Origin of the sequence: Undibacterium sp. KW1 (genome assembly GCF_009937955.1) — a bacterium.
Classification (GTDB): Bacteria; Pseudomonadota; Gammaproteobacteria; order Burkholderiales; family Burkholderiaceae_D; genus Undibacterium.
This window is the reverse complement of record NZ_AP018439.1, coordinates 1,779,357-1,798,745: the sequence shown is the minus strand read 5'-3', so window position 1 is coordinate 1,798,745 and position 19,389 is coordinate 1,779,357. Positions and strand designations below refer to the sequence as shown.

Here is a 19,389-nt window from a genome sequence, read left to right as displayed (position 1 = left end):
AATATTTGCAACATACTTGTAAACCGCTGGCGCACACACTGACATTGTAGAGCATCTGCGGGTTTCTCTGGTCTGCTCACTCCGCTGATTGCCACCTTATCCCCGCACTAGCTTCATAACTTGCGATGGCGCAATGCTGGCAAACTTTCGCGTATGCTGGCAATCAGGCTTTCATCAACGTCGCCACTGACGATGCCCTCGCCCTCTTCCAATACGTCCAAGACCTTACCCCAAGGGTCGATCAGCATGCTGTGCCCCCAGGTACGGCGGCCGTTCACATGCTTGCCGCCCTGGCCGCAAGCCAGCACATAACACTGGTTTTCTATGGCGCGGGCACGTAAAAGTATTTCCCAGTGTGCCTGGCCGGTCGTATAGGTAAATGCAGCAGGCACAACGATCAGGGAACTGGTCCCCAGCGCACGGAATAATTCAGGGAAACGCAAGTCATAGCAGATAGACAGCCCCACCTTGCCAAAACCGGCATCAAAACTGCTGACCTGATTGCCGGCGACGATAGTGCGCGCCTCTTCATACGACTCTTCACCCTTGCTGAATCCAAATAAATGAATTTTGTCGTAGCGCGCAATCTGCTGGCCTTGAGGATCATAGACCAGGGTCGTATTCAAGACCTTGCCAGGCTGGGCCGCCTGCAGAGGGATGGTGCCACCAATGAGCCAGACACCCAGCTTACTGGCCATTTCAGCCATCATGTCCTGCATGGGCCCCTCACCTGCAGGCTCGGCGATATCTACCTTATCGGTTTCCTGCAAGCCCATCAGTGGCCAGTATTCAGGCAGCAATAATAATTTTGCGCCTGAGGCTGCCGCTTCCTGCAACAGACGTCTGGCAGTTGCCATGTTCTCCGCCAGCACGGGCGTGGATATCATTTGGATCGCTGCAATCTTCATATCACCCTCTTTTAAAAATGACGCTACCGTCATATGAGCACATGGCTCCATACTGAGTTTACTCAAGGCTTGCTTGCCGCCTTGATCGCCGACGGGCTGTCACGGCCTTCAATTTTAGTTACAGTGGGTTCTTTCCATGAACCACTGACCTTGTATTCAAACGTAAATGCCCTGCTCAAAGGTTCTTTTAAAAATAATTGAGCAAGAAAGGTGCCAAGGCCGATGACCGGATTTACGGCAAGACCATACACAACCGACGCCGTACCCACATTCACCACAGGAATGACGGTCACATGCAAATCCTGGGCTTCCCTGATCAGATCAGCATTTCCTTCCAGCAACACAGTCGCATTGACACCCAGCATTTTCAGGTTATCGGTTTTTGCCACACCTTGCTGTATATGCGCAATACCTGCGATGGAATCAAAGGCAAAACCATCAGAAAAGACATCACGGAAATCCAGTGTCAAACGGCGCGGCAACGATTGCAGACTCAACACGCCCAGCAGTTTCGCGGCCCCTGGATCTACCTTCAAGAATTGCCCACTGGCAAGTACCATCTTGACCTGCCCGCTCATGCTGGGTATGTCCATTGCAAAAGGCAGGCCATTCCATTGCACATCGCCTTCAAGTTTACCTTTACCACCACGCAAGACATCGGCAAAACCCAGTCGCTCCAACAGCTTGCCTGAATTTGCAATATCCAGCACATAATTGAGCTGGGTACGCCCATCGCCGCCCTGACTGGCCCATTTACCGGTGGCATAAAAGTCTGCATCAGGATTTCTCAACAGCAGCCTATTGATCTGCCACTCACGCCCATTCCCCTGGCTGACGAGTTGATTAACTGCCTGCAGTTCCAGATGCCCGAGCTTTTTATTGAACAACTCAAAGTTTTCAGCGACGATGTCCAGACCTGGAATTTGTGTGGTGGTATTTTTCCCTTCCAGCAACTCACTAACATCGGCAGCGGCAGACTGAGGAATGATGAGATTACTCAGGCGTGCCGTGATACTGCTCAGCGCTTGTCCACCTGTTCCTTCATTCCAGGTCAGGTAACCAGCAACCTGATTTGAATGTATATTGGCTTGCCAGGTTTTATTTTGACGGGAAACACCAGCGATGACATTTTCGAGCTGCTTACCCATGATATTCAATTGCGGCGTCCTGACAGCAACCGTGCTCGGTTCCAGGTAAGGCGACAAATCAACTTCAGCACTATCCCTTTCTGCACCGGCGGCATTGGCTTTCTGGCTCGCAGACACTGGCGACATCAGGCGTCGCCACTCGTCTATGTTCAGGGACTTGAATTCTATATTGGCATTCAAACCGCTATCCGGTTCTGGTGCGGGCGCATTGACGCCTATGCCGCCACGTACTACCTGCCAAGGTCCATTGCCCTGTTTTTGCCGCGAATATCTGGTGTTGATGGAGTTGCCAAGACTGACGCGGATTTCATCACGCAAGGTTTGTGCATCCTGGCCTGCCTGTGGCAACAGCTCAAAATGCAAAGGCATGAGCTCTGCGCTGGCCTTTTTCAAGGGTGCAGGAAAATTCAGTGACATGCCCGCCATCGTTGAATCGACGATGATTTCCGGCTGCCTTTTTTTGACATGGATGCTGGCCGTGTAACGGCTGGCGCCGCTGACACGGTCCGCCATTTTATCGACCATGCCGACAGGGATGATCTTGCGTATGCCATCGGCAGTGACGGTACCATCAAGCCTGACTTTAACGCTGTTATCTCTTTGCGAGCCACCAGTAATCTGTACCGGGCCACCAAGCGCCATGCCTCTCAGCGTCCCGAGGTTGACTCCTGTTTCATTGAACTCCAGCTTGCCATTCAAGCCTGTTACCTGGGGAATGCCAGGCTGTAATACCACGTCGTTATTAGCAAACTGCAAAATACCAAGGACTTTTGACTCTATCAAATGCTGTAAGGGCAATTGCAATTTGAGTTGCAAGGCAGCAGGTGCCGAGGTTTTGGCCTCCTTCAGAAAATGTCCCAGCCAGCCACTAACCGGGCTCGTCCCCACATACGCCAGCATATTTTGCAGACTACCACTGACCGCACCGTCAATACTCAGGATGGCACCATGCTGCGACAAATCAGGAATAATCGCCTTGACCTTTTTCAGATCGACACCCAGGGTTTTGGCGGTGTCGCCAGTAATCTCCATCCTGGCTTTATCAAACACAAAACCACCCTTGATGTCATCAATGACTGGCCACAGGGGCTTGCCTTCTTCATTAAGTTCACCAGCAGAAAAATCGAGCTTGGCGCCAGCGAGGCTACCCTTGATCAGGAATTCACCCTTGTGGTTTTTCTTGCCGTCCGTATTATGGAATGGAAAATGGGCGAGATCACCCCGTATGCGCACGCTGACATCATTGGCCTTGCCTTCGAGTATGGAATTCAGCAGCCAGTGCCGCAAATGCTCTTCTGCGGCGGCAGGGATGTAGCGGTCAAGCTGCTTCAGGTCGAAGCCCGTAATACTACCGGTCAAATCTACCTCACCCGGCTGGGCGTCGGCACCATGACGCATGGACATGATGTGCTTGCCAGACAAGATGGCACGCATGCCTTCTTGTTGCGCTTCCATTTTATGAATCTGGAAAATCAGCTTGTCCTGCTCGACAAACTGCCATTGCGCATGCATGTTCAGGCTTGAAAACGGCATGAGAGGATCAACAAAATAACTGGGCAGGCGCAAGGACAGGTTTTTGGAATCCAGCACGAAACTGCCGCCCTTGTCATTGGCCTCCAGGCTGCCCGACAGATTTTCAAATCCTGGTATGGCGGGCACTGCTGCCTTTGCCGGGGATGTAGCGGTTTTGGCTCTGGCCAGTTGCGCTGGCTGTGCCGTCATCGACAAGTCGATGAACTGCCCTTTCACACTATAAGACGACACATCAGGATAAGTACCCTGCCATTTGGCAGTGAAGTCACGGAGTTGCCCTTTGGGTGCAAAGTCCAGCATCATCTGCCTTTGGTCGTTTGGCAAAGGCAGATGCTCGGCAAAATTGGCCAGTGTCTGTAAATCCAGGGTCTTGGCGTACAACTCCACCTTTTCGGGCTGGCCCTTGCCACCTGGGGTAAATGTTTCCTTGATGGTGGTGGCAGGTAATTGCAGGCCCTCGCGGGTACGCATGGAAAAATTAACGAGAGAAACACTATGTCCAGCCTTACCCATCAGGGCCGCCAGGAACTTGTGCGTAGAAGTCAGGGTTTCGCTGGCGACGAGGCGGCCACTGACCAGGGCCATGTCCAGCTCAGGCAGGTCAGCACGGAACTTGCCCAGCACATCCGCCAGGCTGAGGTCTGCAGTCAGGTCTGCCAGCCTGCCCTTGTCCAGATGCAGCCAGGCACGCACCGAGCCATATGCTTTCTTGACATCTGCCGGGTAGTCTATATAGGCCTTTAACGCAGCCAGGTCAGTATGGCGCAGGTCGGCATACAAATCGCCGGTCCATAAAGAAAAGTCTGAAATCTTTTTGGCAAAAACCGGGTGCTGGAAATCGCCTCGTATATCCAAAGGCGCAGAAAGACTGACATCAGGCGTTGCCTTAAGAGCAAACCTGTGATGCCGCCACTGGTTTTGCAAGAGAAAATTCACATCCGGCAACTTCAGCTCTGCCGCATTGCGCATTTTATCTGTCCAGCGCACAGCCCCCTTGCGTATCAATACTTCATGCTGGGCCAGCACCCAGTCCAGGCCCTGCCCCTTGCTCTCAGCGGCAGGATCGATATGAAAACCGCCCACATAGATTTTGCCATCCGCGTCCCTCTGTATATCGAGAGAAGGCTGATTGATGACGATACGTTCAAAACGCAAATCGGCAACTGCCAGCGTCCACCAGGACATGGTTGCCGACACTTCAGGCAAAACCAGCGCGGTGCCACCCTGCTTGTCACGCAGCACGACATTTTCCAGCGTCAGTTGTGGATTAAGGCCCTGCCAGGATGCACGCAGACTGGCAATCTGCAATTGCCGTCCGAGAGAGTTTGAAATCGCCTGTTCTATATCAGGCTTGTACCTGTCTACATTGGGCAATACGACATAACGCAATACCAGCACCAGTATGCAAAACAGAAAATACAATGCCAATATCAGCCTGAGCGTGAAGCGCAGGCTTTTATCGCAAGTTCGCCAGGTAAAACGACAGAGCCGCCAAAAATGACCTGGCTTGTCGTCCTTGACCGCGGTGTTAGCAATGTTCTCTTGATCTGCTTGTGTCATTGCTAATGTTCAATTTATTTGTAAGTAAGACTTGCGCAAAAACCATGCACTTGCAAATCAGCAAGCTCCATTACCCTTGCGCAAATCCTCACATGCCGGGAAATATCAGCAAAACAAGCCCGGAATTTTTAGCATGCTGTCATCAGTTAAACAGCCATCCATCATTATCAATCAAATAATTCCCACAACAACCAAGCTTAACCCACTCTGTCACTTGAGATCAATTTTATACTCCCAAGGAGTATAAAATTATTTACTGTGGCTTGCATAGTCCCGCTAACCAATACCACCCTGCCTGGCCCTTATCGCTTAAAATCAATCACAACACTGACCAGCCCGGGCAATTAAAGGCCCATTACAGCCCATCACAGCCCCATTATGACTGCCAGCACCAGCACAAACCTAGAAATTCTCCAGGCTTCCCGCTTTTTTACTCATTGCATGGAAGCAGATACCAGCCGAAATGAGCAGTTACAGCAAGTTTCTGAATTATCCTTGAGCACGGCCCATTTTGCGCAGTTTTTACAAAAAGAAATATACGAGGGCGCTTCTCTTAACAAAGCCATGCGCCGTCTGCGCAAACTGGTCGTCTGCACCCTGATCAAGCGCGACCTCTGTGGCCAGGCCGATCTCAATGAAGTTATAACAACAATCAGCCTGTTTGCCGATTTCATCGTGCAGCAGCACCTGCAGGCCCTGAATGCCGAAATGCAAGCCATGCATGGCACTCCCATAGGAGAAGAAAGTGGCATACAACAAGCCATGATCGTGCTGGGCATGGGCAAACTTGGTGGCTATGAACTCAACGTCTCTTCCGATATCGATTTGATTTTTTGCTATGCCGAAGACGGCGAAACACAAACCACGGACTCCAGCCAGCGCAGTCTGTCAAATCACGAGTACTTCAGCCGCCTTGGCAAAAAACTCATCGCTGCCATTTCTGAAGTCACGGAAGATGGGTATAGCTTCCGTGTCGATATGGCCCTGCGCCCGAATGGCGCATCTGGACCTCTGGTCGCCAGCTTCAATATGATAGAAGAGTATTTCCTGATACAGGGGCGTGAATGGGAGCGTTATGCCTGGGTCAAGGCCAGGGCGATGACGGGCAATGACTATGATATCGCCGCTCTGGAAAAAATCATCCGCCCTTTCGTCTATCGTCGTTATCTTGATTATGGTGCGATTGATTCCTTGCGCTCCATGCATGCCCAGATACGGGCGGAAGTCGTGCGCCAGGAAACCAAACACCCAGAGCGCAGCAATAACGTCAAGCTTGGACGTGGTGGCATACGAGAGGTGGAATTTCTGGCACAGGTTTTCCAACTGATACGCGGTGGCCGCGATGCCAGTCTGCGTGATCGCTCTACCCGCCTGACTCTGCAGACCCTGGCAGAAAAGGGCATCATGGATGCGTCTATCATAGACAAACTGCTGGCCTCTTACACTTTTTTGCGTAATCTCGAACATAGACTGCAATACCTGGATGATGCCCAGACCCACACCTTTCCCGCCAGGGATGAGGACCAGTTGAGGATAGCGCAGATGATGGGCTATACCAGTGTTGTCCAGCTACTGGATCAGTTGCGCCCTCACCGTGAATTCATCGCCGATCAGTTTGATGCGATCTTCCGCGACAAGGCCGAAAATAATAGTGAGAATGAACAGGGCATGCTGGCAGTCAGCCTGTCCAGCCCCGACAGCGAAGAATTGATCGCCGCACATCTGACTGGCCTGGAGTTTTCAGCGCAGGATGCTGCTGCATTCAGCCAGCGCCTGCAGGCCACCTGGCAATCACCGAAGGTGCAATCCCTGTCTGAAGCCAGCCGCATGAAACTGGTGGCACTGGTCAACAATGCTCTCAACATTATCGCCAGACAAGGCAGCAACCAATTACTGACCTGGAACCGCCTGCTCGACTTCATGGAAGCCATTGCCCGTCGCGCGGCTTACCTCGCGCTATTGACCGAATACCCGCATGCTTTGGCAAGGGTGATACGCATGATGGCCGCGTCTGACTGGGCTGCCAAGTTCCTGACCCGCCACCCTCTGCTGCTCGATGAATTGCTGGATGAGTCATCATTGCATCAGCGACCGGACTGGTCAGCATTCCGACTGGATTTGCAACAGCACCTGACACAGCATGCAGGCGACACTGAAAGGCAAATGGAAACCCTGCGTGAAATGCACCATGCCATGCAATTTCGCTTGCTGGCGCAAGATCTGGAGGGCCAACTCAGCGTAGAACACCTGGCTGATGAACTCTCGCAACTGGCCGACATTATCGTTGAAGCCGTCTTGCAATCTGCCTGGCAAACTATCGCTACCAGGCATAAGGCCGAGCCCAGCTTTGCAGTGATCGCCTATGGTAAGCAAGGTGGCAAAGAGCTGGGCTATGCGTCTGACCTTGACGTGATCTTTCTGTATGAAGATGAAGACCAGGAGGCACCCGCCAACTATGCCAAGCTGGCACAACGCTTCATTACCTGGATGACCTGCCACACACCTGCAGGCATCTTGTTTGATATTGATATCGCCTTACGTCCTGATGGAGCGAGTGGCTTGCTGGTGTCCTCAGTCTCGTCCTTTGCCCGTTATCAGGAAAAATCTGCCTGGCTATGGGAGCATCAGGCACTGACACGCGCCCGCTTTTGCGCCGGCGATGCAAGCATAGGCGCACAGTTTGAACAAATACGCGAACAAGTCCTGCGTCAGCAAAGAGATACTGACAAACTACGTACTGAAGTCATCAGCATGCGCAAAAAAATGCATGATGCCAACGTGAATCGCAGCGACCTGTTTGACCTCAAACAGGATGAGGGTGGCATGATAGATATAGAATTCATCGTGCAATTTCTGGTATTGAAATATGCAAACCAGTATCCTGAATTGACCGCCAACAAGGGCAATATCGCCTTATTAAAACGTTGCGGTGAACTGGGCCTGATTGACTTGCAACTGGCTAATCAGGTATCAGATGCGTATCGCCTATTCCGCAAATTGCAGCATGGTATACGGCTGCAAGGTGAAGACAGAGCCAGGGTACCGCTCATATTGTCAGAAAGTGGAGCAAGTGCGACCAAGGCATTATGGTCAGCCCTGTTTGGAATTCCATGAGTGATTTGTTTCATGTATATCCAGTCAGGCACATTCCTCAAATACCTCGCAACAGGTTTACATTTTTATGCAGTCAGACTCTGGCATCCCTTTAACAACAACGGACGCCAATTTCAATTGGCAGATGCAAATATTATTACATTTAGTTGCATATTTTCCGATATGATAATCCTTCGCCCTTCATTTTTATCTGCAAATCAAACTCAGATTGCAATTAATAACGATCAATTGGACTATCTACATGAAAAAAATAGCAATAGCATCTGCACTTCTTTCCGCCCTCTTCCTTGCAGGATGTGCCAGCGTTGGGAATGAAAGTCTTCGCAAAGAATCTGAGAGCTCGGCTAAACAAAAATTAGTTGAAGGAAAAACGACAAGAGATGAAGTGCGTGCACTATTTGGCTCACCGCTCAAAACAACTTTTACAGATGGTGGATTAGAAATATGGAACTACGAATTTACCAATGTCTCTGCTGATGCGATTAGCTATGTTCCTATCGTCAACTTGTTTGGTGCATCTGCCAGCGGCAAGAAAAAAGAACTTGTTGTGTTATTTGATCAAAATAACATACTCAAAAGATTTTCAATGAGTGAATCCGACGTCACTCAAAAGACTGGTTTATTTAACCGTTAACCCCAAATTCCTATCAAATATTTTGTGCAGGTGAGTGAAAATAGCTCTTCAACAAACGGCATCTGAAAATTTTCAAGTATTCGAACCGCCTGAGAAGATCATGCGGTTTTAATATTTTTACGGCGGACCTATTCGTTTTTACTGTCATCCTTTATTGAAGTTTCCGAGAAATGCTGAATTGCTCCTGCAATAAAATGTCGTCCCGTTTTTCTCTGGACGACACATAAAATACATTTCATAAAAAATCAGAAGAAAGAGGCAATCACACTACCAATGCCTCATCTGCGTGAACCAACCACTTCCACAGTCACGCGACGGTTTTTGGAACGCCCATCACTAGTCTTGTTATCAGCGATTGGCTGGGTTTCACCCTTACCTTCGGTATAGACGCGTGTTGCATCAATTCCCTTGCTAACCAGATAGGCTTTTACTGCTTCAGCACGACGGATGGATAATTTCTGATTATATGCATCACTGCCTACAGAATCAGTGTGGCCAACGGTAATCATCACTTCGGTATTCATGCCCTGCAGCTTATTCAACAAATCATCCAGTGCCTGCTTGCCTAGTGGTTTGACGACGGATTTATCAAAGTCAAACAAGGCTTCTGCACTGAAAGTGATTTTTTCAGATACCGGTTGCGGTCTTGGTGGCGGTGGTGGATTTTGCGCAACAGTAACGGGTATAGGATCTTGTTGCATCACAGGTACTGGTGGTGCTGTGTAAGCTGCCGGCCTTGCATAAGCTGGCTTACCAAACTTATAGACGAGGCTGACAGAATAAAAATCCACATCGCCACGATTATGTACCGCATCATTGATGCGATATCTTTCTGCTTCACCACGCATTGCCAATGCTTGTGTAAATTTATATTCCAGGCCAACACCAACTTTTGGATTCAGTTTTTTCTCGGTAGGATTGGGATCCGTTATCGCGAACAGGCGATTGCCACTGAAGTGCGCGTCAGCTCTGGTGTAATTTGCACCCACACGCCCAAGCAAAGAGAAGCGCTCAGTCAATGGTAACTGCCCCACCAGATCCAGATTAAATCCGCGAAATCCCACTTCACCGTTGATGGCTCCTGGCGGTGTAGTAGTGGCATTGAATCCAAACTTGCCAAGATCAAAGTAGCCTGCTTCTATGGCAAAGTATCGATTCATTTGCTTGCCCATGAACAGCTTGAAGGCAGTATCACGCTCATTTGATCCGAATGTCACAGAACTTGCACCATTGTCCATGAGACTACGTACTATTCTGTCTTTGTCAATGCTGGTGTTTGCACGTCCGGCCCCCACACCCAAGTACCACGCATTGTCTGCCCAGTCCTGGTTGGTCCATGGTTCATCAGCTTGCGCCAGTTGACTGGCAAGAAGTGCAAAAGCGAACACGTTAAGTGTGACTAATTTTTTTGGCAGCGCCATAATTTTCTCCTGATGAATTTGCCGAATTTATTGAATGACTTATTGGATGATTTATTGAAAGAGTTCATCGGGAACTCTTTCAGACATCCATGTGTGTTTAACGTGCAATCACATTATTTTTAAGCGTCACAGCGCTGCCCGACAATACCCGGCCGTTTTGCAAGGTCGCAGTATCCCCCATCGTGATGGCTGCAGACTGCCCCATGATAGTTCCCTTGAACACGCTATTTGCGCCAAGAGTTGTTGCTGATACAGGTACCCAGAAGACACTGGCCGCTAACGCACCACCATTTAAGCCAACGATGGAGTTCGCATTCGTATTTAAAGTAGAACTGCTACGGAACAGATACAGGCCAGGACCATTCATGGTGAAAGTACCGGTAATAGTGATGGCACCGGCATAGCAATACACACCAGGTGTAAATGTCTGCCCGCCCAGATCAACACCACTGGGAGAATTAACAGTGCAGGTGCGGCTATTCGCATCAGCAATGGCAACTTGCAGGTCGGCCAATGCCGTGTTCAATATGGCACCAGATTTGTAGTTGCTAAAACCTGCTGCCTGCACCGGATCAACTATCTGCGATGGTGCACCTACATCGCCACTCACCAGGGTAATGCCACCAGAGTTGTTGGTGATTGATACACCAGCCAAGACGGCAAAGCTGGCTGCACTACCAAGGTTAATACTTGCCACTGGTGCGGCTGTCACGGTGAAACTCGTACTTGCTGTTTGCGCACCTTGCGTCGCCGTGATATTTGTCACACCTGCTGCAAGTGCCGTAGCTTGTCCAGTGGATGAAATACTGGCGACACTACCCACACTTGAATTCCAGCTTACTGTGCTGCTGATGTTATTGCTTGTGCCGTTTGAATAAGTGCCGGTCGCAGCAAATTGCTGCAATGATCCAACAGGTACTGAGCCATTGACTGGCGCAAGCGTAATGCCCGTCAGCGTGACTGCAGGTGTTACCGTCAAACTGGCACTACCCAGCTTGCCAGCAAAACTGGCAGTAATGGCGGCGGTACCACCAGACAAGCCATTGACAACACCCGTCGCCGACACCGAAGCAACTGCCGCGTTAGCAGAAGCCCAGGTGACAGAATTGCTGATATTGAGGTTACTGCCATCTGCAAAGCTACCGGTAGCGACCAGACTTTGCGCACCATTGACGGCTATGCTTGGCGAGGCTGGGGTCACGGCGATGGAATTTAAAGTTGCGACAGGCAATACATTAATCGTCACTGAAGCAGATTTAGTTCCAGATATCGCCACAACTGGTGTAGTACCAGGAGAGACTGCAGTCACCAGCCCACTTGTATTCACCGTAGCAATCGTACTTGCACCAGAACTCCATGTGATGCTGTTAGTAATATTGGCGGTGCTGCCATCTGAGTAATTACCTGTTGCCACCAGATTCTGTGTCGCGCCAACAAGCATGCTTGCAGGCGGTGCGGCAATCGAAATCGAAGTCAAGGCCGGGCTGGATACAACAGTGAGTGTGGCTGTCGCAGATTTAGCACTGAGGCTAGCCGTGATAATCGATGTACCTGTTGTCACACCAGTTGCAATACCACTAGACAATATACTTGCAACCGAACTGCTACCTGAACTCCAGGTAACCAAATTCGTGACATTGACATTGCTACTATCGGAATACGTACCAATCGCTACGAATGCCTGGGTAGAGCCTATCGCCAGATTTGCGGTGACGGGAGTGATTGCAATTGAGTTCAGGGTAACGGCAGGTACCACAGTCAATGAGGCAGAACCTGTTTTACCACCAAGCGTTGCTGTGATCAGTGCAGGCCCGGTAGCCACAGCAGTAGCAAGACCATTTGGCAAGACAGTTGCAACCAGAGGTGACCTAGTCGCCCAGGTCACACCATTGCTGATGTTTGCTGTAGTGCCGTCAGAATAACCGCCACTGGCAACAAATTGCTGAGTGCTGCCAACGGCAACATTTGCATTAGGTGGTGCCACGGTGATAGTAAGCAACACGGCAGAGCTGACGTTGATGGTGGTTGTCGTACTAATGCCATTGAAGGTCGCTGTAATGACAGAGGGGCCAGTAGCGATTGCAGTCACCAAGCCATTGCTGGCTGCAACAGTCGAAACTGTTGCGTTGGCAGGTGTGGCAGAACTGAAACTGGTCGTCGCGGTCACATTCACACTACTGCCATCAGAATATCTGGCAGTAGAAGTCAGCTGTTGCGTCGTGCCTATTTGCATGACCGGATTAGCTGGCGTCAATGCGATGGAGAGCAAGCTCGCTGGCGTCACTGTCAGTAAGGTCGTAGCTGACCGCGCACCTGAAACTGCCGTAATGACCGATGAACCAATTGCTACACCTGTCGCCAATCCTGTGTTGCTGATCGTGGCCGATGCTGGCGTTGCCGATGTGAAGCTGGAGATTGCTGTAATGTCACTGGTGGTGCCATCAGAGTAAGTTCCCATCGCCGAAAATTGCTGCTTGCCACCAACCGCTAAAGATGGATTTGCGGGCAGCAGGCTGATCGATTGCAGAGATGCAGGCGACACCGTCAAAGTAGCAGAGGCTAGTTTGCCACCGAAGCTGGCAGTGATAATCGCCGATCCACTCACCAGACCTTTGGCAACGCCAGTATCAACGACGACACTGGCTATCGCAGGGCTGCCAGAACTCCACACGGAAGCCGTCGTGACATCACGGGAAACACCGTCTGCAAATGTCGCCGTAGCCACAAATTGTTGCATACCGCCACTTGCTACTGTGGCTGTTGCAGGACTAACGGTGAGAGTAGAAAGAGTAGTTGATGGTAATCCCAAAATCGGATCACGGCCTTGATCACCACCGCCGCAACCGGCAATGAATGATGTGATGAGCATTGCAGAGACGCAAGCAAGCGGCCTCAGGTAGCGCTGTAGGATATTCATTTTTGCCTTTTTTTGTCAGGTGAAACCGGTGCCGAGTAATTTCGGTGTGGCCGCAATACGATGCTTCTTTCTTATTTCAGAAAGCGACCTGAGGTGAAGTTGCTAACCAGGATTGAATCATTGGTGCATTGGTTTCACATGTGGGAGGCAGTCTTTATCCGTCCAGCTTTGACAGATTGACCAGGCAATTTCTGCTTGAGTAAGGTATCTAGCATCCCTTATCTCTCTTTTCACATCGCACGATCTGTGCGATAGCGCACAAAAATCCTATTGAATTTTGAGTTGTTTTTTTCAATCAACAGGTGCAGGTGTTTTTACAGCAAAATAGTCCTTCAGCAGAGTTCTTTATTTTCCTGAGCGCATTAAATGAAAAAGCCGCCCGGATTTTCTCCCGGACGGCTTTGAATACTGACTGAATCAGGTTCAAGCCATAAACCTCGCCAGATACTCAGGCGAATTAATAAACTGCCCGATCAGCGTGACCACATCCGTACCCGACTGCGCCAGCAGCGCATCAAACGTTGTCTGATCCGGCGCATGCCCCAAGAGACCGATGTAATCCAGCGTCAAAGACACTTTGGACTGCGAATTCGCCTTGAACTCCGTCGATTCCGTAAAGCCCGCCAGCATATCGCCCCTGGAGAGGCCATTACCCAGTTGCCCCAGCCAATAGGCCTTGCCTGCGGCATCTGAACTACGGTGCAGCACATTCTGATAGACCCGGTCCACAAAGGCCGTATTGTCCAGCGCCCCATAAGTCTTCTGGAACTCAGCACTCGACACAAACGAAGCGCTGACCTTGGAGAGATTCATGCCATCCTTTTGCGCCTGCATCCAGTAAGCCAGACCTTCACGGTCAGGCAAACGGTCAAAGGCCCCAAAGTACAGACGCGTGATGCCGCCTATGCCGCTCTGGAATTCAGCTGACTCCATGAACGACGCCGCCACCTGGGCACGGCTCATCTTGCCACTGTCGATTTGCTGCTGCCAGTACTGCACACCTGCGGTATCTGCCTCACGGAACAGCACGTCACGATAAAGCTGCATGGCAAACAGGTCAGAGCGGTGCAAGACATCATTGTCCTTGACATCAAGCTTGGTACCGACTCTGGCTTCTATCGCATCCGGGATGCCATCACCATCCTTGTCGCCCGGCAAAGAAGTGCTTGGATTGGTTGGCACCGTGGTTTTAAAGCCCAGGCCACCAGTGAGGCTGATTTTGCCATCAACCTTGCCGTCAGTATCAAAGATGCCACCGTCCGTGATCTTGAAGTCCACTTTCAGCTTGCCGTTCACTGTTGCAATATTGGTGGCGATATTCGTCCAGGTGCCAGCCTTGTCCTGTACCCAGTAGCCATTCACCGGGCCCATCGCATCGGTATAGAGCGACATCGTGGTTTCCTGCCCCGCAGCCAGGCCAGTGAGCTGGGTGGTGATCATGCCATACTGCATGCTCAGTTCTGCTGGTAGTGTGGCTGGCGCTACTGTGGTGTTCACATTGGTTTGCGACAGGAAGTTATTGTTCGCCAGCGTCACATAATGGTTATTCGCCGCCGTATTGTTATGCCACAACAGCGAACTGACATTCTTCTGCGACTGATCCGGTATGCCGTCACCATTCCCATCGCCATTGCCAGCACCCAGTAAATTGGGCACTTCTGCTTCTACCCGCTGCAGGATGCCATCGCCATCCGCATCCGAGCCGCTCGTGCCAGGATTGTCAGTATTAGGGTTGATGCTGAACGCCTGCGAGAAGGTAGGCCCGCTATTGCCCGCCAGATCTACCACCCTGACTTTGAGCGTGTTATTGCCACTCAGCAGTTGGTTTGGCAAACTCCAGCCAGTGCCACCGATGGTTGCCAGTGCATTGATCCAGTTGGCACCATTGTCGAGCGAGACTTGCACGGTTTCGCCCACTGCCAGACCTGCGGTGAGGTTGCCGGAAATGGCCTGGTCACTGATGGTGGTGATGAAGTCAGTACCACTGACACCATCATCATTCGACAGGCGCACTGAACCAATACCCGTCGTCGGCGCCGTATGATCGACCTGATACAACTGCCCGGTAAAGCCACCATTCAGAGCCAGGCTGGACGTATCCACAATGCCAGTACCGGCATTCTTCAGATTCAGGCCCAGTGTCCCATCACCAGTCAATCCCGTGATCCTGACGCTGTAGGTAGAAGGATCAAGCTGGGTCACATTGCTGATGGTTCCTGCCACTGTCCCCGTCGTCGCCAGCGCAAAGGCTGCCGCATTCACGCCCGTCACCGCTTCACTGAACGTGACCTTGTAGTCTATCGTGCCCAGGCTGGTGTTTTCAGGTTGGATGCGGGTAATACCGGTCGCGGTTGGGGCGACATTGTCACCAACGGCGATGATGAAGTTCTTTTCATAGGCAGAACCCATGGCATCCGTGGCTCTCACAAAGATACTGTAATTGCCCGGTGTCATGCCCACAGGGTTCTTCGCCACCAGGGTATTGCCCGAGATGGTGAATTTACTGTTGTCCTTGTCATTCGTCCCATTACCACTCACCAGGGTAAAACTGGCGGTATCACCCGGATTCGGGTCAATCGCTGTCAAAGTACCAACACTGGTATTGTCAGCAGAACCCTGCTGGACAGCAGCATTTGACAGCGTGATATTGGTCGGCGCCGCATTGACACCCGTCGCAATCACGGTGGTGGTGTTATTGAGTACCGCAGAAGCAATACCATCATTGGCACTGATGGTGAAGGTCGTGGTTTCTGTGCCGCCCACAGGGACACGGCCCGCCGCTGGCTGGAATACCAGGCCACGGATAGCTGCCTCAACGGCAGCCGGGGTACCGGCTGCATGGGTATAGGTCAGACCACCATCGGCGGTTGAGAAACCTGTGGTTGCCAGTGAAGCGGCAGTAAAGGCGCCTTTGGCCGCGGTATCGAGGCTGATGATGATGGTTTCGGAAGCACCGACATCAGGATCGGTGATGGTGACACCGGTAAAAGGAGAAACCGTGGTGGTTTCAGTCACGGTCTGGCCAGCGACGACACCGCCGATGACGGGAGCGACATTGTTACCGGTGACGGTAATGAAATTGCCAAACAGATCAGCGATGACGACAGCAGTAGCGGCACCGGTATTCCAGTCTTCCAGCATGCCGATGTTGTAGGTGGTGCCGTCGGTGGAAGAGTTGCCATCCTTGTTGAGCCTCAGTGCCAGTTGCGTCTTGTCGGCGACACTCATGGTCATGGTGAAGCTGGTGTTGGAGGTGATGTCTATATTCGGGGAAGTGGTCAGGGTGTAGTTAATGGCACCCTGGCCCAGGAAACGGATACGGTTGGCGGTAATGTCGTTATTGGCTCCTGCCAAGGACAGGAAGTTATTGCCTGTAACGACCAGCACGCCCGTGCCGACGTTGTATGTCGCCGAGGCAACGGTAGGTGCCACCACATTGGTAACGGTCACGCCATTGCCGGTCAGATCAGCAATGACGACAGCGGCATCAGCCCCGGCATTCCAGTCTTCGTTGGCGATCAGGTTGTACGTGTTGACACTGGTGGAGCTGGTGCCATTCTTGTTCATGATGAGATTGGCACCCAGCCTGTCCGCCGCACTCAAGGTCATTGTGAAGGAAGTGGCGGAGGTGATCTCGACATTGCTGGTGGTGGTGAGGGTATAGCTGGCACCACCTTCGCCTTGCAGGCTGAATTTGTTGGCAACGATGTCGTTGTTCGCCCCTGTCAGGCCGGTCAGGCCGGTACCTGTGACGGTCAGTACACCGGTGCTGGCGTTGTAGACCGAGGAGGTGATGGTCGGCACTGCGACATTGGAGACGGTAATCGGGGCCGTGGTGACGGCAATGTCACCACCGGTAATGACGCTGTCCCAGTCATCGGCTGCGGCCAGGTTGTAGGTGGTGCCACCGGTGGAGGTGGTGCCATTCTTGTTGAACAGGCCTTCAACGGTAGTCTGGTCAGCACCGGCCAGTGTCACAGCAAAGCTGGTGGCGGAGGTGACTTCGACATTGCCGGTGGTCGACAAAGTCCGGACGATACCGCCTTCGCCTTTGATGGTCAGGGCAGTGACAGTGATGTCATTGGTGGCGCCGAGGGTACTGACGAGGCCGGTGCCGGTGACGGTCAGGACGTGGGTGTTGACGTCGTAGGTGGCTGAGGTGATCGTTGGGGCGGCGACGTTCGATACGGTGACGGCATTGCCGGTCAGGTCGGCACCCGATGTGGTGGTAGCGTCCCAGGAAGCAGCAGCGGCCAGGTTGAAGGTGGTGGCATCAACGGCCGTGGTGCCAGTCTTGTTCAACAGGCCATTGACGGCGAGTTTGTCGGCGGCGTTGAGGGTCACGGCAAAGGCGGTACTGCTGCTGGCGGTGACGTTGGGGGTGGTTAATGTGTAAGAACCGCCACCCTGGCCGACGAGTGAGAGTTTGCTGACATCAATGGTGTCGCCACCGACAATATTGACGGCAGTGACACTCAGAATACCTGTGGCTGCATCGTAGGTAGAGCTGATGATGCTCGGTGCAGCGTTGGAAACGGTGATGCCATTGCCAGTCAGGTCCTGGATGTTGCCACCGGTGATGGCGCTGTTCCAGTCATCGGCAGCGGCGATGTTGTAGGTGGTACTACTGACCGAAGAGCTACCATTTTTATTCAACAGCGCGGCAACACCACCGATATCAGCACCGGTCAGGGTGACGGTAAAGCTGGTGGCAGAAGTGACTTCAACGTTACCAGTGGCGGACAGGGTGTAGGTCGCACCGCCTTCACCAGTGATGGTGAGCTTGGACAGGTTGACGTCATTGGTCGCACCGATGGTTTTAACAAGGTTGGTGCCGGTGACGGTGAAGACGTGGGTGTTACCGTTGTAGGTCGCTGAGGTGATCGTTGGTGCGGTGACATTCGATACTGTCACGGCATTGCCGGTCAGGTCGGCACTCGATGGTAAGTCAGTGTCCCAATTGGCAGCAGCAGCCAGGTTGAAGGTGGTGTTATCCACGGCTATGGTGCCGTTGTTGTTCAATATGCCGTTGACTGCCAGCTTGTCGGCGGCGTTCAGGGTGACTGTAAAGCCGCTACTGGTAGCGACTACGAGGTTGCTGGTGAGGGTATAGGAGCCCCCCTCGCCTGTGACGGACAGCTTGTGCACATCAATGATGTCTCCATTCTGCAAGTTGAGGGCTGACACACTCAGGGCGCCGCTGGTGGCATTGTAGGTGGCACTGACTATACTCGCTGGTGCATTCGAAACGTTGATGCCGTTGCCAGTCAAATCCTGGATGTTGCCGCCAGTGATGACGCTATTCCAGTCATCGGCAGCGGCAATGTTATAGGTGGTAGCAGTGCCGGCCGAGGAAGTACCATTCTTATTGAGTAAGTTATTAACTGCGGCAATATCTGCACCAGAGAGTGTAAAGGTAAAGCTGGTGGGGGAGTTGATTTCAACATTGCCTGTCGTGGACAGGGTATAGGTCGCACCACCTTCACCGGTAATCGTGAGTTTGGAAATACTGATATCGGTGGTGGCACCGATAGTCTTGACGAGGTTGGTACCAGTAACACTAAAGATGTGGTTGGAAGCGTTGTACGTCGCTAAGGTAATAGTTGGTGCGGTGACATTCGATACTGTCACTGCATTGCCGGTCAAGTCGGCACCGGAAGTTCTGGTCTGATCCCAGGAAGCAGCGGCAGCCAGGTTGAAGGTGGTGGTATCAACAGCAGTGGTGCCGTTCTTGTTCAAAATGCCGTTGATGGCGAGTTTGTCGGCAGCACCCAGCGTAACGATGAAAGACGTGGCACTGGCCGCCGTTGGATTGCTGGTAGCCGCTGTCAGCGTGTAGGAGCCACCTTCGCCAGTCACACTTAATTTGGTGACATCTATGACGTCGTTGGTGGCGATGTTGACGGCAGAGACCGTCAACGTCCCAGTCGCAGCATCGTAGGTAGAACTCAATATGCTTGGCGCGGCATTGGAAACGGTAATGCTGTTACCAGTTAAATCCTGGATATTGCCACCGGTGACGGTACCGTTCCAGTTGTTGGCAGCAGCGATGTTATAGGTGGTAGCGCTGCTGGCAGAGGATGTGCCATTCTTGTTGAGCAAGTTATCGACTGCGACAATATCGGCACCAGCCAAGGTAAAGGTGAAGCTGGTG

7 protein-coding genes are annotated in these 19,389 nt (G+C 51.9%); 2 read left to right on the top strand and 5 right to left on the bottom strand.

The features are described 5' to 3' along the window. Positions 1-113: 113 nt before the first annotated feature. A complete protein-coding gene (locus UNDKW_RS07865; protein ID WP_162058244.1) occupies positions 114-908 on the bottom strand; it encodes a carbon-nitrogen hydrolase family protein in 795 nt (264 codons plus the stop codon). Between the two features lie 62 nt (positions 909-970). Next, a complete protein-coding gene (locus tag UNDKW_RS07860) occupies positions 971-5,149 on the bottom strand; it encodes a YhdP family protein (protein WP_162058243.1) in 4,179 nt (1,392 codons plus the stop codon). A gap of 378 nt (positions 5,150-5,527) precedes the next feature. Here UNDKW_RS07860 and glnE point away from each other — a divergent pair, with 378 nt between their 5' ends. Next, positions 5,528-8,263 (top strand): bifunctional [glutamate--ammonia ligase]-adenylyl-L-tyrosine phosphorylase/[glutamate--ammonia-ligase] adenylyltransferase, encoded by a 2,736-nt coding sequence (glnE, locus tag UNDKW_RS07855; protein WP_162058242.1) that lies wholly within the window; start codon positions 5,528-5,530, stop codon positions 8,261-8,263. A gap of 241 nt (positions 8,264-8,504) precedes the next feature. Then, positions 8,505-8,897 carry a hypothetical protein gene (locus UNDKW_RS07850; RefSeq protein ID WP_162058241.1) on the top strand — a complete coding sequence of 131 codons (393 nt, stop codon included), beginning with the start codon at positions 8,505-8,507 and terminating at the stop codon, positions 8,895-8,897. Between the two features lie 278 nt (positions 8,898-9,175). Here the strand turns inward: UNDKW_RS07850 and UNDKW_RS07845 are convergent, their stop codons facing one another. From UNDKW_RS07845 to UNDKW_RS07835, 3 genes are all read right to left on the bottom strand, one after another. After that, a complete protein-coding gene (locus UNDKW_RS07845; RefSeq protein ID WP_162058240.1) occupies positions 9,176-10,318 on the bottom strand; it encodes an OmpA family protein in 1,143 nt (380 codons plus the stop codon). A gap of 97 nt (positions 10,319-10,415) precedes the next feature. Next, on the bottom strand, positions 10,416-13,235 hold the full coding sequence (locus UNDKW_RS07840; protein WP_162058239.1) for an Ig-like domain-containing protein: 2,820 nt from the start codon (positions 13,233-13,235) through the stop codon (positions 10,416-10,418). Between the two features lie 423 nt (positions 13,236-13,658). After that, on the bottom strand, positions 13,659-19,370 hold the full coding sequence (locus UNDKW_RS07835) for a DUF4214 domain-containing protein (protein WP_162058238.1): 5,712 nt from the start codon (positions 19,368-19,370) through the stop codon (positions 13,659-13,661). Positions 19,371-19,389 lie beyond the last annotated feature (19 nt).